The organism is Actinomadura harenae (genome assembly GCF_003696215.1).
Classification (GTDB): domain Bacteria; phylum Actinomycetota; class Actinomycetes; order Streptosporangiales; family Streptosporangiaceae; genus Spirillospora; species Spirillospora harenae.
Window position 1 is genome coordinate 1 of record NZ_RFFG01000159.1, and the last position, 14,004, is coordinate 14,004.

The following is a 14,004-nucleotide window of genomic DNA, read 5'->3' on the forward strand; positions in this document are numbered from 1 at the left end:
GACATCCTGGCAGCCCAACGCCGAGAACGCGCCCGCATCCGCAGCCAACGCCAACAACGATGGGGCCGCCCCCGCAGCAAAGCCGCGTGACCAAACCCGGCAAACCTTCCCGGTCAGCGCACTAGCGACTTCTAGCGACTCCTGGCGCCTCCCGGCGACTCCCCAGCGCCCCCTAGTGCAGGGGGAGCTGGAACCAGACCGCCTTGCCGTCCTGGGTCGGACGGGCTCCCCAGCGCGTGGCGAGCTGGTCGACGAGGTACAGGCCGCGCCCGCCCTCGTCGGTCTCGCCCGCGCTGCGGATGCGGGGCAGCCGCATGTCGGTGTCGAAGACCTCGACCCACACGGCGTCCGCGCCCCTGCGGAGCCGGACCCGGAAGTCCTTGGTGGGGGGTTCGCGGCGTCCGAGGTCGGCGCCCAGCGGGTCGGGGTCGAGACTCCAGTCGTCCTCGTCGAGGTTGAAGTGCACCTGGGGGCCGCCGTCCAGCACCAGTTCGCGCCGGGGGGCGGGGGTCGTGGTGGCGTGCAGGACGACGTTGGTGACGACCTCGGAGACCAGCAGGCAGGCGAGTTCGGCCTGCTCGGCGGGCATGCCCCAGGCGGCGAACGCGTCCGACGCCATCCGCCGCGCCTCCGAGACCATGATCGGCTCGGCGGGGAAGGTGCGGTCGGCGACGGCCAGCTCGTCCGGCGCGGTGCGGATCACCACGATCGCGACGTCGTCGGCGATGTCCCCGGGGATCGCGTCGTAGGCGGCCCCGGCGATCGTCTCGACGTCCTTGCGGGCGACGGACGCCACGGCCCGCCGGACCGCCTCACGCGCCTGTTCGCGCGTGTGGTAGCCGCCGTCGTCGCGCGGACGCCGGTCGATCAGCCCGTCGGTGTACAGGACGAGGGTCGAGCCGGGCTTCAGCTCGGCGGTCTCCTCGTTGAACAGGATCTCGCCGCCGATGCCCTGGGCGCGGACGCCCAGCATCGCGCCCTCGCTCTCGAACTCCAGGTCGCGCACGTCACCGTCGACGACCAGCAGGGGCGGGTCGTGCCCGGCGTTGGCGAACTCCAGCACCCGCGACCACGCGTCGTAGACGAAGTAGGTGCACGACACCAGCGGCGGCCGGACGAGGTCGTCGTTGCTCCACCCGGACGTGATCCGCGACGGCCGGGTCATCGTGCGGACCCACTCGTCCAGCTTGCGCAGGATGTCGGCGGGGGGCTTGTCGTCCTGCGCGAACGCGCGCAGCGCCGCGCGGAGCTGGCCCATCACGGCGGCGGCCCGCGCGCCCCGTCCCTCGACGTCGCCGATGACGAGTCCGACGCGTCCGGCCGACAGCGGGATGACGTCGTACCAGTCGCCGCCGACCTGGGTCTGGATGCCGTGGCCGTGCGACTCCAGCGGACGGGCGGGTTCGTACCGCCAGGCGATCTGGAGGCCGTCCAGCCGGGGCGGGCGCTCGCCGGGCAGCAGGTGCTTCTGGAAGGCGAGCGCGGTCTCGCGCTCCTCCTCGAACAGCAGCGCGTTGTCGACGGCGAGGGCGATCCGGGACGCGATCGCGCCGATCAGGTCGCGGTCGAAGCCGTCGTAGTGCGGGTCCGGACGGCGGGACAGGTTCGACAGCGCCAGCGACATCACGCCGAGCAGCTCGCCGCGCGCGATCAGCGGCGCGGCGATCACCGAGGTGATGCCCATCGCGTCGCCGAGCCGCCGGGACTCCTCGGTGGGCGCGGAGAACCGGTGCTGGAGCATGTCCTCGACCAGGACGGCGTCGCGCCGGTTCATCGCGCGGGTGGCGAAGTGGCCCGGCGGGTAGGACACCGGCTCGCCGGTCTCGGCCCAGGTGCCGGGCGGCGGCTCCCAGCCGCCCGCGTGCGCCGACACCCGCCGGTACAGCCGGTCGCCGCCGAACAGGTCGATGAAGCAGTGGTCGGCGAACTGCGGGACGAGCGTCTCGGCGACCCGCTGGAGGGTCGCGGCCAGCTCCAGGGACGCCGACAGCCGCTCGCCGATGCGCTCGAGCAGGCCGTACCGGTCCTGTTCGCGCTGGTTGGAGCGGAGCGCCTCGCGGGCGAAGATCACGATGCCGTCCACCGCGCCGGACGGGTGCCGGAGGGGGACGGCGTGCGCGCGCGTGTAGACGGTCGAGCCGTCGGCGCGCTGGTTGCAGAAGGTGCCCTCCCAGACACCGCCCTTGAGCACGTGCTTGGCGAGCTCGGTCGCCTGCTCGTGGTCCTCCTCGGCGATGCCGAGGGACAGGATCGAGTGGCCGATCACCTCGTCGCCGCCGAACCCGAACAGCTGGCGCGCGAAGTGGTTGCCGTAGATCACGTTGGAGAACCGGTCGCACACCACGACCGCCATCTCCATCTGGGCGAGGACGGTCTCGGGCGGCAGGAGCGCCTCGAACGGCGACTCACCCCAACGCTTCATGATCCGCCACTCTCCCGGGGGGCGATGACGCGCCGACCCGGGGCGGGGCGTACCCCGGTACCCGTTCCGACCTCGCCGGTCTCCGCTCGTCCGCTCACCACAGCCCTTCCGCGCGACGCGTCCCGGGGCGGACGGACTGGCCGACCCGCGCCGGACGCCACTTGAGGTATTGAACGACGATCCGGCGCCCCGGACACGCCGGTTCGTGGCGACGGAACGGAGATCTTTGGTGTGGCTCCGCCCATGGGGGCATGGGCCGCGCCGTCAGCGGCGGCTGACGAACACGTGTCCGGCGATGTCGGCCGGCAGGTCGGTCTCCGGGCCGTCGGTCTCGTCGTCACAGACCACCCGCACCCCGTCGTCGGTCGTCCGAAGAGTCACCTCTCGTCCCGGTTGTATCCCGATCTGCTTGAGTCTAAGCATCAGATCGCTGTCACTCTGCACCTGTTCGGAAATACGCCGAACAATCGCTTTTGTCCCGGATTCCGTGGCCGCCGCCGCCATCGGCACGACGGGCGCCGCGTCCGCCTCGGCGTGACCGCCGAGATCGGACAGTCCGGGGATCGGGTTGCCGTGCGGGCACGCGGTCGGATTGTCGAGCAGCGCGACCAGGCGGCGCTCGACGTCCTCGCTCATCACGTGCTCCCACCGGCACGCCTCGATGTGGACGTCCTCCCAGGGCAGGCCGATGACGTTGACCAGCAGGCACTCGGCCAGCCGGTGCTTGCGCATCACCGACACCGCCAGGCTCCGGCCGGAGTCGGTGAGTTCCAGGTGCCGGTCCCCCTCGACCCTGAGCAGGCCGTCCCGCTCCATACGGGCGACCGTCTGGCTCACCGTCGGGCCGCTCTGCGAGAGGCGCTCGGCGATGCGCGCGCGGAGGGGGACGATCCCCTCCTCTTCGAGCTCGAACACCGTCCGGAGGTACATCTCCGTGGTGTCGATCAGGCCGTGTGAGGTCACGAGCTCCCTCCAGTGTTGTGACCATCGAGTCTACTTGCTGCGGCCGGTCACGGCCGGTGCGCGAGAAGATCCCTCCGGAGCCGAACCATGAACAACACCGGACGCCCGCCGCCTCTTCCCGGCGAACCCGGGACGGGCCCGGACGAGCCCCTCAATGCCCCCGGACCTGTGCGGATGCGGCCCTGAGGCCGCATCCGCGACGGGCCGGGCGGCCCCTGCCGGGCCCGGCCCGCCGCGAGATCGCTCAGCCGCGCGTGTCGTAGGTCATCAGGGACGGGACGGCCAGCCCGACGATCACCACGAGGACGGCGCAGGCCACCCCGCCGCCGACCCACGAGGTTCCCGCGCCCACGCCCCCGACGGACGCCACGGCCCCCGCGCGCAGGTCGCCCAGCCTCGGGCCGCCCGAGACGACCACGGTGAACACGCCCTGGAGGCGTCCGCGCATCTCGTCCGGCGCGTACGTCTGCAAGATCGACTGGCGGAACACCGAGGCCACCAGGTCCGCCGCGCCGCCCGCCGCGAGCAGGAGGAACGCCAGCCACAGCGAGTGCGCGAGCCCGGCCGCGGCGACCGCGACGCCCCAGACCGCAATGGACGCGACCAGCGCCGCGCCCTGCCGGTGGATCCGCCCGATCCAGCCGGACAACAGGCCGCCGAACAGCGCCCCGAACCCCAGCGCGGCGAAGAGCCAGCCGACGGAGCCCTCACCGCCGAACCGGGTCTCGGCCATCTCCGGGAACAGCGCGCGCGGCATCGCCACGACCATCGCGATCAGGTCCACGACGAACGACATCAGCAGGACGGGCTGGGTGACGATGAACCGAAGGCCGTCCACCACCGACCGCAGCCCGAGCGCGGCCGCGGCGCCGAGCGGCGGGATCGACGGCAGCCGCGCGGCCGCGTACAGGCCGACGGTGAACAGGACGGCGTCCAGCGCGTACGCGGCCTGGTAGTTCCAGTGCGCCAGGATCAGCCCTGCGAGCAGCGGCCCGCACAGCGTCCCCACGGTCATGACGGTGAAGTTCAGCGTGTTCGCGGCGGGCACGAGCGGCTCGTCCACCAGGCGGGGGACGATCGCGCCCCGGGCCGGCGAGGACACCGCGAACCCGACCGACTGCACCGCGACCGTCCCGAGGATCAGCGGGATGCTGTTCGCGTGCAGCAGCGCCTGCAGCACCAGCGCGAACGTGGCCGCCCAGGACACCAGGGACGCCATCAGCAGCAGCCGCCGCCGGTCCATGTGGTCGGCGACCGCGCCTCCCCACAGCCCGAAGACGATCAGCGGGACGAGGTTGGCGATGCCCAGCACGCCCACCCAGAGCGACGAGTGGGTCATGTCGTAGACCTGCACGGGCACCGCGACCGAGGTCACCTGGAACCCGACGAACGACACGCCCTGGCCCAGCCACAATCGCCGGAACGCGGGGACCGCCAGCGGACGCGTGTCGACCGCGATCCGCCGCCAGCGCGGCGTCGTTCTCGGGGGTTCGGAGGGTCGGGCGGTGTCGTCTTCGGGGGTCGTGGGGGTCGTCGTGGGGGTCGTCGTGGGGGTTTCGTCCTGCGGTTCGGCCTGTTGTTGTTCGGGGGAACTCACGGGGAGAGTCTCTCGATCTTCCATTCGTCGCCTTGACGGCGGTACCGGATCCTGTCGTGCAGCCGGTTCAGGCGTCCCTGCCAGAACTCGACCGCCTCCGGGACGACGAGGTAGCCGCCCCAGAAGTCGGGGAGCGGCACGCCGTCCGGCCACTCGTCCGCCAACGCCGCGTACCGTTCCTCGAATTCCGCGCGATCCCCGACCACCGCGGACTGGCGGCTCGCCCACGCCCCGATCCGGGACCCGTGCGGGCGGCTCTCGAAGTACTCGCGGACGTCGTCGCGGGACAGTTCCGTCACCGTCCCCTCCACCCTGACCTGCCGGTGCATCGGGTGCCAGGGGAAGACGAGCGCGGCGCGCGGGTTCGCGGCCAGCTCACGTCCCTTGCGGGACTCCAGGTTGGTGAAGAACCGGAAGCCGTCCTCGCCGAACCCCTTGAGCAGGACGGTCCGCGCGGACGGCACGCCGTCCGGTGTCGCGGTCGCGACGATCATCGCGTTGGGCTCCGGAAGCCCTGCCGCCGCGGCGTCGGAGAACCACTCGGTGAACAGCGGAAGCGGCTCGGCGGGGAGGCCCTCCTCTGGCAACTCTCCGCCTGCGTAGGATTCCCGGAGCCGTGCGGGATCGGGCGCACTCACATCGTTCGAGCCTCTCACCTGGGCATTGTGCAACTCACAGGGGCCTGGGTACTAGCCAGTAGGGCGGACAGGGTTCAATGGCACGGCACCGCCTTATCACTCATGGGGACGAAAGGCAGGACGACATGTCCGACTTCAAACCCGGTCTTGAGGGGGTCGTCGCCTTCGAGACCGAGATCGCCGAACCGGACAAAGAGGGCGGCGCCCTCCGTTATCGGGGCGTCGACATCGAGGAACTCGTCGGGCGCGTCTCCTTCGGCGACGCCTGGGGCCTGCTGGTCGACGACTCCTTCGACCCGGGGCTGACCCCGGCTCCCGCGCTGGCGCTGCCGGTCGTCTCCGGCGACGTACGCGTGGACGCCCAGGCCGGGCTGCCGACGCTGGCGCCCCACTACGGCCTCAAGCCGCTGCTCGACATCTCCGACGAGCAGGCCCGCGCCGACCTCGCGCTGGTATCGGCGAACGCGCTGTCGTTCGTCGCCCAGTCCGCGCGCGGCGTGGGAGTGCCGGTCGTCCCGCTGTCCCGCGTGGACGAGGCGAAGACGATCACCGAGCGGTTCATGATCCAGTGGCGCGGTGAGCCCGACCCGCGGCACGTCCAGGCCATCGACGCCTACTGGGTCTCCGCCGCCGAGCACGGCATGAACGCCTCCACCTTCACCGCCCGCGTCATCGCCTCCACCGGCGCCGACGTGGCGGCGTCGATCTCCGGCGCGATCGGCGCGATGTCCGGTCCGCTGCACGGCGGCGCCCCGGCCCGCGTGCTGCCGATGATCGAGCAGGTCGAGCAGCTCGGCGACGCCCGCCGCGTCGTCGAGGGCATCCTCGACTCGGGCGAGCGGCTGATGGGCTTCGGCCACCGCGTCTACCGCGCCGAGGACCCGCGCGCCCGCGTGCTCCGCCGCACCGCCAAGGAGCTGAACGCGCCGCGTTACGAGGCCGCCAAGTCGCTGGAGGACGCCGCCCTGGCCGTGCTCCGCGAGCGCCGTCCGGACCGCGCGATCGAGACCAACGTCGAGTTCTGGGCCGCGGTCATCCTGGACTTCGCCGAGGTCCCGACCACGATGATGCCCGCGATGTTCACCTGCGGCCGCACCGCCGGCTGGGCCGCGCACATCCTGGAGCAGAAGCGCACGGGCCGCCTGGTCCGCCCGTCCGCCCGCTACACCGGCCCGGGCACCCGCTCGATCAACGACGTGGCCGGCTCCGCGGACGCCCTCAAGCGTTACACGGCCTGACCTTCCGCCCCCGGGGCGCGCGACACACGGGGCTCCTGGTTCTCCAGGGGCCCCGTTCGTGCCTACTCTCTCCGTCCATGGACAACGAACCCCTCGACGGTGACATCGGCCCGGCCGCCCCTGTCCTCGGGGACGCCCCGGACGCCGTCGCCCCGCGTCCCGAGGCGCGGCGGGCCGCGGTCCCCGGCGAGCTCCGGCGACTGGAGGACGAGCGAGAGGAACGCCGCCGCCGCACCAACGCGGCCGCGGGACGGGTCGCGTTCTGGCTGCTGTCGCTCTTCCTGGCGTTCCTGGCCTACGACTCGGCCCGGACGGCGCACGAGGCGCGGCAGCGCGGCGACGACTGGGTGTACCCGCCCGCCGTGAACGCGGGCCTGTGCGTCCTCGGCGTCCTGCTCCTGGTCGGCGTCGCGCTCTGGCGCCGCCGCCGCTGAGCACTCGTGCCGCCCCCGCCGGGCGGGCTCCGGCACAGGTGAGAAGCGTCTCGGCATGTGGTCCGACCGGCGATCTTGCGGGGCCGGTCGGTACCCTTCGTCGGGTGACCGAGAGCGCGAATCCATCCCTTGTCATTCCCGCCGATCTGAAGCCCGCCGACGGCCGCTTCGGCTGCGGGCCGTCCAAGGTCCGTCCCGAGCAGCTCGCCGCCCTCGCCGAGTCCGGCGACACCTACCTGGGCACCTCGCACCGGCAGAAGCCGGTGAAGTCCCTGGTCGGACGCGTCCGCGCCGGCCTGGCCGACCTGTTCTCCCTCCCCGACGGCTACGAGGTGCTGCTCAGCAACGGCGGCACCACCTGCTTCTGGGACGCCGCCGCGTTCGGGCTCGTCCGGAACCGGTCGCAGCACCTGGCGTTCGGCGAGTTCTCCAGCAAGTTCGCCAAGGTCACCAAGGGCGCGCCGTGGCTGGACGACCCGTCGGTGATCTCCGCCGACCCGGGCACCCACCCCACGGCCCGCGCCGAGGACGGGATCGACGTCTACGCCCTCACCCACAACGAGACGTCCACCGGCGTCGCGATGCCCATCGCGCGCCCCGAGGGCACCTCGGCCGACGAGGCGCTCGTCCTCGTGGACGCCACGTCCGGCGCTGGCGGCCTGCCCGTGGACGTCAGCGAGACCGACGTCTACTACTTCGCCCCGCAGAAGTGCTTCGCCGCCGACGGCGGCCTGTGGATCGCGCTGGCCTCCCCGGCGGCGCTGGCCCGCATCGAGGAGATCGCGGCGTCCGACCGGTACATCCCGGAGTTCTTCAACCTGAAGACGGCCGTGGACAACTCCGCCAAGGACCAGACCTACAACACCCCCGCGGTCGCCACCCTGCTGCTCCTCGCCGAGCAGATCGAGTGGATGAACGCCAACGGGGGCCTGGCCTGGACCACGGCCCGCACGGCCGACTCGTCCCAGCGCCTGTACACCTGGGCCGAGAAGACGTCCTACACGACGCCGTTCGTCGCCGACCCGGCCCAGCGTTCCCAGGTCGTCGGCACGATCGACTTCTCCGCCGAGGTCGACGCCGCGGCCATCGCCAAGACCCTGCGCGCCAACGGCATCGTGGACACCGAGCCCTACCGGAAGCTGGGCAAGAACCAGCTCCGCATCGGCATGTTCCCGGCCATCGACCCGGCCGACGTCGAGGCCCTGACCAACTGCATCGAGTACGTGGTCGAACACCTCTGACGACCCTGCGAACCGTGCCCCGGACGCCGCGACGGCGTCCGGGGCACGGCGCTTTCCGGCCCCTGCGTCAGACGACGGTGACGGGGGTCGTGGGGGTGTGGCCGCCGGGGGCGGACGGGAGGAGAGGGGCGACGCGGTGGCGGAGGCCGTCGCGGTCGCGCGTGGCGTCGGACGGGGTGAAACCGGTCCAGACGCGGTCGTCGACGTCGTACGCGCGGGCCGTGGGGAGGAAGCCGGCGCCGGACAGGACCTCGGGGCGGGCCCCCGGGGAGGGCGGGCCGAGGCGCAGGTAGGTGCCCTCGCGGAGCATGACGATCGTCGCGAAGCGCACGCTGGTGTGGCGTTCGGCGAGGCGGAACCACTTGGGGTTGGACGCCCAGTAGAGGTTCTGCTCGTCGTCGACGGCCACCGACAGGGGGCTGCACGCGGCGCGGGCGAGATGGACGATCTCCGGGCGGGCGCGGTCGACCCAGGCGAGGGCGGCGCGTCCGACCAGGGCGGTGAGGACGGCGAGGACGTCCGGCACGGACGCCTGGCCCGCGAGGACCTGGAAGACCGGTTCGGAGTCGGTGCCGCCGGCGGCGTCCGGCGGGGCGAAGCGGGCGCGGAACGCGGCGGCCTCGATGTCGCCGTTGTGGGTGGCGACGATCCCCGCGGCGCGGGCGGCGTGCGGGCCGACGGCGTCGGCGCCCCCGATGACCAGCGGACTCGCGTTGGCGAGGGAGTGCGGGGTGCCCTGCGTGGCCCACCGGGTGTGGCCGAGGACGGCGGGCGCGGCGTCCAGCGCGTCCAGCAGGGCGGGACGCCAGACGGCGGAGAACGTGCCGCGCCCCTTGATCACGCGGCAGCCGTCGTGGACGAGGTCACTGCCCCGGTCGTCCGCCACGCCAGAGAGGGCGGCGGCGTCCCGTCCCGCGGGACGGCCCGTCAGCAGGGCCAGCCCGGCCGAGTCGGTGCCGCGTTCCTCCGCGAGCGTTCCCAGGGTGACCACGACGTCCGACGCGCGCTCCGGATGGACCGCGTCGGGCGCGCGCAGCAGCCCGAACAATCCGCACATGCTCGATGAGACGTATCTCATGACCGGCCGGTTCGAGCCCGCTCCGGGGCCGAATAAGCTCGGAACGTGAACCGCGCGCCCCGATGGCTGCTCCCGACCGTGCTGACCGCGCTCGTGCTCGCCGTGGTCGTCGGCTCCGTGCTGCGTTGAGCCGTGCTGCTTCGGGCCGTGCCGCTTTGAGGCGTGCCACTTTGAGGCGTGCCGCGTCGGGCAGGGCCGTGCTGGGCCGGGTCGCCGTGTCGGCCCTGGCGCTCGCCGCCGCGTCCGCCCTGTGGCCGCTTCCGGCCACCGCCGCCCCGTCCCCCTCTCCGGCTCCGTCCGGATCTCCGGGAACAGCCGGGGCCCGGGTCGCGTTCACGATCAACGATGATCGGATCCACGAGTCGAGCGGGCTGGCGGCCAGCGCCGCGCATCCCGGCGTGGTCTACACGCACAACGACTCCGGCGGCACCGCGCAGATCTTCGCGGTCGGGCCGGACGGCGGCGTGCGGGCCGTGCTGACCCTCGCGGGCGCGAAGAACCGCGACTGGGAGGCCATCGCGATGGGCCGGGACGACCAGGGTCGTCCCGCGATCTTCGTCGCGGACATCGGCGACAACCTCGGCGGCGCCTGGCCCTACGTGACCGTGTACCGGATCACCGAGCCCGAGGTGCTGCGCAGTCAGACCGTCGAGGCGACCGCGTTCCGGTTCACGTACTCCGACGGCCCGCGCAACGCCGAGACGCTGATGATCGATCCGCGGACGAACCGGCTCTACATCGCGAGCAAGCTCTTCTCCGGCGCGCTCTACCAGGCGCCCGCGAAGCCCTCCACCAGCGGGTTCAACAAGCTCAGCAAGATCGGCGGCGCCCCGCCCCTCGCCACCGACGGCGCGTTCGCCCCGGACGGCCGCAGCTTCGTCATCCGCACCTACTTCGGCGCGCGGATCTACCCGATGAGGCCGGACGGCACCCCCGGCGACTCCCACTCGATCCCGCTGCCGCAGCAGGAGCAGGGCGAGTCGGTCACCTTCACGCCGGACGGGTCGTCCCTGCTGGTGGGGTCCGAGGGGGACGCCCAGCCGGTGTTCCAGGTCCCGCTGACCGGCGCGGACGCCGTCACCGGCGCGTCCCCGCCGCCCGACCCGAGCGGTCTCGCCACGCCGCCGCCGGGGAAGGACGATCATGACAAGGGACGGCTGAGGCACACCGGGGGCCGCCGGGTCGCGCTCGTCCTGGTCCTCGGGATCGCCGCGCTGGTCGGCTACGGGCTGGTCCGGCGGCGACGCTGAGCTCCAGAGAGAACCCGCGCAAATCCCCTCATGACCATCAGAACGGCCAGCGGATGGCAAAAGGAGGCTACGTGCCCGGCGGTTCCCGCGAGAGGATGCGGACTGTGGAACATGAGCTGGTCGGCCTGCACGGGTTCGGCGGCCGGTTTCGCCCGGTCGCGCCGGGGCCGTTCGTCCTGACGGCGGTGGCGGCGGCGCTCGCGCCGGTGCGTCCCGGCTGGCTGTGGGCGGCCCTGGTGCTCGCCGCGGCCGCCGGGCCGTGGCTGGCCGGAGCGGTCGCGGCCGTCCTGCCGTGGACGGCGCGGCACCGCGGACCGTCCTACTGGCGGCTGTCCGAGCGCGGCCTCGAGCGGATCGGACCGGACGGCGGCGGCCTCGCCCGCTACGAACGCGACCGCATCGAGGGCCTCGGCGTCACGACCGCGGACGGCGTGCTCGTCGTCCAGCACAAGTTCGGCACCGCCGCGATCGGGCCGCTCCCGCAGCTCGGCCTGGAACCGCTGACACTGTTCGTGACCGCGCGGCGGCTCGGGATCCCGGTGAGGCTGGTGCACGGCGAGGTCTCCGACCTGCTCGACCCGGCGCTGGACGAGCCGGGCCACCCGCCGGGCGCCGACCCCGGGGACGACGAGGCCGAGCTGGTCATCCCGCTCGGCCCGACCCGTGACCTCGCGGCCGAGCGGAGGCTGCTCGACCAGGAGGCCGCGCTGCTCGCCGCCGCCCACGAGGACGCCGTCGAGCCCGCGTCCCCGGCCTCGGGACCGGCCGTGCTGGCGTCCGCCGAGCCGGTGCCGTCCCGCCGCCGCGTCCAGTTGCTGGGGGCGCTCTCCGGCGCGCTGGGCGTGGTCATGGTCCTGCGGCTGGCGGTGGACGGGCCCGACGGGTTCGGCGTCCGGGTCGCGGCGGCCTGCTGGGTGCTGGCGTCGCTGACCGCCGTCCACGCGTCCCGCCGCCGGTCCCTGGTCTCGTCCCGGACGGTCTGGACGATCGACCGCGACACCATCGAGGTCTCCCGCCGGACGCGCCGCGGGCGTCCGCAGCAGGCCGCGACGGCCCTCGCAGAGGCCCACCCGCAGGCCCGCCCGCAGGCCCCGGCGGAGCCGACGCCGGAGGAGCCGACGCCGGAGGAGCCGACGCCGGAGGAGCGCGGCGTGGTCCCGGCGCGCGGCGCGCTCAGCGTCGCGGCGACCGAGATCGCCGCGCTCGTCGTCGGCCCCGGCCTGCGCGCCGACGCGCTCACCGGACGCCCCCGGCGCAGCGACCTGTCCGTGCTGGCGTTCGACCACCGGCTGCGGCTCGTGGCGCGCCTGCCCGCGCACGGCATCGACGCCTTCCAGCTCGCGCACGCCCTCGCCGACCGCGGCTACCGCGTGATCACGCCGGGCGCGAGGGCCCCGCGCTCCCCCGAGTACGGCCTGGAGGGCCTGCCGGAGATCTTCGCGCGGGTGCCCGGCGGGCGCCTGGTCGTCGAGGACGGCGGGCTCGGCTGGGCCGATGCCGCCGGGGAGGTCGTGCTGCGGATGCCGGAGGACCGGCTCGGCGGCATCGAGCTGCTCACGATCGCCGGGCACGCCTGGGTCCGGCTCTACGACTCCGACGGCGACGAGTTCTTCGCCGCGCCCCTGTCGGCGCTGCGCATCTCGCGCACCGACCTGCGCGAGGCCGCCCGCCGCGAGGGCCTGCCGGTGAACGACGCCGAGTACGACGCGTACCTGAACGCGGCGTTCCACTCGGCGGTGTCCACCCTGACCCTCTCCGCCGACCCGGACACCGACACGGACACCGACCCGAACGCCGGGCCCGACGCCGCTCCCGCCCTGACCTCGGGCCTCGAACCCGGGGTCGTCCAGGGCGAGCTCGCCGCGCCGCCCGAGCCGTCCCCCGCCGACGCGCCCGGCGTCCTGCTGGACGCGACGCGCCGGTCCCGGGTCGGCACCTACGGGATGAGCCTGCTGCTCGCGGAGATCGTCGCGATCGTCGGGGCCGCCTGGCTCGGCCCGGACCTCGGCGGCTTCGTCGCGGCCGCGAGCTGGTCCGTCCCGGCCGGGCTGCTGGTCGGGCTCGGCGGCTACTGGCTGCACGACCGCGACCGTCCGCGCCTGCGGGTGTCCCCGGCGGGCCTGGCCGTCGTCACGCGGCGCGGGCGGGTGCGCTGGGAGCTGGCGCGCGACCGCGTGGCGGGCGTCGGCATCGACGACGCCGCCGAGCGCATGCCCCGCCTGGTCGTCTGGAGCCCGACCGGACGCGTCCTGCGCCAGGTCACCTTCCCGCCCGACCTGGCCGAGCTGCGGCGCGCCTGCGAACGCTACGGCCTCCCCTGGGGCCCTCCGGACGCCGACCGCCCCACGCCCCCGCCGCCGGAGCTCTGACCGGCCTCTCCGGCCGGCCCTTCTAGCCGGCCTCGGAGTCCGGCTGCGGCGGGCTCAGGGGCCAGGACGCCAAGGGCGCGTACTCGACCTGGGTGCGTCCCTTGGCCGGCAGGCGGCTCTCGACGAGGTGGACGGTCTCGGCCGTCCACGGCAGGCCCGCGAACGACGACATCGGCTCGATCAGCGGCCGGACGTCCACGGGGTGGCGGCTGCGGGCGAGCGTGAGGTGCGGGCGGAACGTGCTGTACCGGTCGGAGGAGGTTCCGGCGCGGCGTCCGGCGGCGGCCGTCGAGGCGGCGAGCCGGGCCAGGTCGCGCCGGTCGCCGTAGAGGCCCGTCCACAGGACGCGGGCGTGCGCGCCGCCGCCGGGGAACGCGCCGCCGCCCGCCAGCGACAGCGTGAGCCGGTCGTGGCGGGCGGCGGCGCGTTCCAGCCGGGGCAGGAGGCGTTCGAGGGTCCGGTCGTCCACGTCGCCGAGGAAGGCGAGCGTGACGTGCAGCAGCTCACGGCGCGTCCAGCGCAGTTCGGGCACGACGTCCCGGAGCGGGCCGACGAACGACTCCAGTTCGTCCAGGACCTCCCGCGGAGGCAGGAGCGCGACGAACAACCTCATGCGTACGTCCGGGGTGCCACGTCCGTCAGCCTCTCAGCCCGCAGCCGTCCTGTCACGCGAAACGGCCCTCCGACGTGCGACGTCGGCGTCCCGCGCGTGCGGACGTCGGCGCCCCCGCGCGTGCGGCGTCGGCGCCCCGCCCGTGCGGCGTCGGCGCCCCG

General features: G+C 73.8%; 11 protein-coding genes. 5 read left to right on the forward strand and 6 right to left on the reverse strand.

What is annotated here, in order from left to right:
• Positions 1-172: 172 nt before the first annotated feature.
• The 4 genes from EBO15_RS40235 to pdxH all read right to left on the reverse strand — a co-directional run bounded on the left by EBO15_RS40235 (position 173) and on the right by pdxH (position 5,569).
• On the reverse strand, positions 173-2,422 hold the full coding sequence (locus EBO15_RS40235) for a SpoIIE family protein phosphatase (protein ID WP_122199709.1): 2,250 nt from the start codon (positions 2,420-2,422) through the stop codon (positions 173-175).
• A gap of 264 nt (positions 2,423-2,686) precedes the next feature.
• Positions 2,687-3,385 carry a metal-dependent transcriptional regulator gene (locus tag EBO15_RS40240; protein ID WP_122199710.1) on the reverse strand — a complete coding sequence of 233 codons (699 nt, stop codon included), beginning with the start codon at positions 3,383-3,385 and terminating at the stop codon, positions 2,687-2,689.
• A 244-nt stretch (positions 3,386-3,629) separates the two neighbouring features.
• Complete coding sequence (locus tag EBO15_RS40245) at positions 3,630-4,982, reverse strand: MFS transporter (protein ID WP_233616796.1); 1,353 nt, start codon at positions 4,980-4,982, stop codon at positions 3,630-3,632.
• Positions 4,979-5,569: a pyridoxamine 5'-phosphate oxidase gene (pdxH, locus tag EBO15_RS40250; RefSeq protein WP_233616797.1), complete on the reverse strand. Its 591-nt coding sequence runs from the start codon at positions 5,567-5,569 to the stop codon at positions 4,979-4,981. The genes EBO15_RS40245 and pdxH overlap by 4 nt, the downstream gene beginning before the upstream one ends.
• A gap of 176 nt (positions 5,570-5,745) precedes the next feature.
• Here pdxH and EBO15_RS40255 point away from each other — a divergent pair, with 176 nt between their 5' ends.
• The 3 genes from EBO15_RS40255 (at position 5,746) to serC (ending at position 8,533) form a co-directional block, all read left to right on the forward strand.
• Positions 5,746-6,858 carry a citrate synthase 2 gene (locus tag EBO15_RS40255; RefSeq protein ID WP_122199713.1) on the forward strand — a complete coding sequence of 371 codons (1,113 nt, stop codon included), beginning with the start codon at positions 5,746-5,748 and terminating at the stop codon, positions 6,856-6,858.
• A 77-nt stretch (positions 6,859-6,935) separates the two neighbouring features.
• Entirely contained in the window at positions 6,936-7,292 is a 357-nt protein-coding gene (locus EBO15_RS40260; protein WP_122199714.1) for a hypothetical protein, read from the forward strand.
• Between the two features lie 104 nt (positions 7,293-7,396).
• Positions 7,397-8,533 carry a phosphoserine transaminase gene (gene serC / locus EBO15_RS40265; RefSeq protein WP_122199715.1) on the forward strand — a complete coding sequence of 379 codons (1,137 nt, stop codon included), beginning with the start codon at positions 7,397-7,399 and terminating at the stop codon, positions 8,531-8,533.
• 67 nt (positions 8,534-8,600) lie between these two features.
• Here serC and EBO15_RS40270 read toward each other — a convergent pair whose 3' ends face one another.
• Positions 8,601-9,611, reverse strand: coding sequence for a class II glutamine amidotransferase (locus EBO15_RS40270; RefSeq protein WP_122199716.1), 1,011 nt, complete (start codon positions 9,609-9,611; stop codon positions 8,601-8,603).
• A 170-nt stretch (positions 9,612-9,781) separates the two neighbouring features.
• Between EBO15_RS40270 and EBO15_RS40275 the strand changes: the two genes are divergently transcribed.
• Entirely contained in the window at positions 9,782-10,861 is a 1,080-nt protein-coding gene (locus tag EBO15_RS40275) for a hypothetical protein (protein WP_233616798.1), read from the forward strand.
• Positions 10,862-10,956: 95 nt separating this feature from the next.
• A complete protein-coding gene (locus tag EBO15_RS40280) occupies positions 10,957-13,230 on the forward strand; it encodes a hypothetical protein (RefSeq protein ID WP_233616799.1) in 2,274 nt (757 codons plus the stop codon).
• A 22-nt stretch (positions 13,231-13,252) separates the two neighbouring features.
• On the opposite strand, the gene thpR is transcribed toward EBO15_RS40280, so the two are convergent.
• Positions 13,253-13,843, reverse strand: a complete 591-nt coding sequence (thpR, locus tag EBO15_RS40285) for an RNA 2',3'-cyclic phosphodiesterase (protein WP_122199719.1) — start codon at positions 13,841-13,843, stop codon at positions 13,253-13,255.
• Between the last annotated feature and the right edge of the window lie 161 nt (positions 13,844-14,004).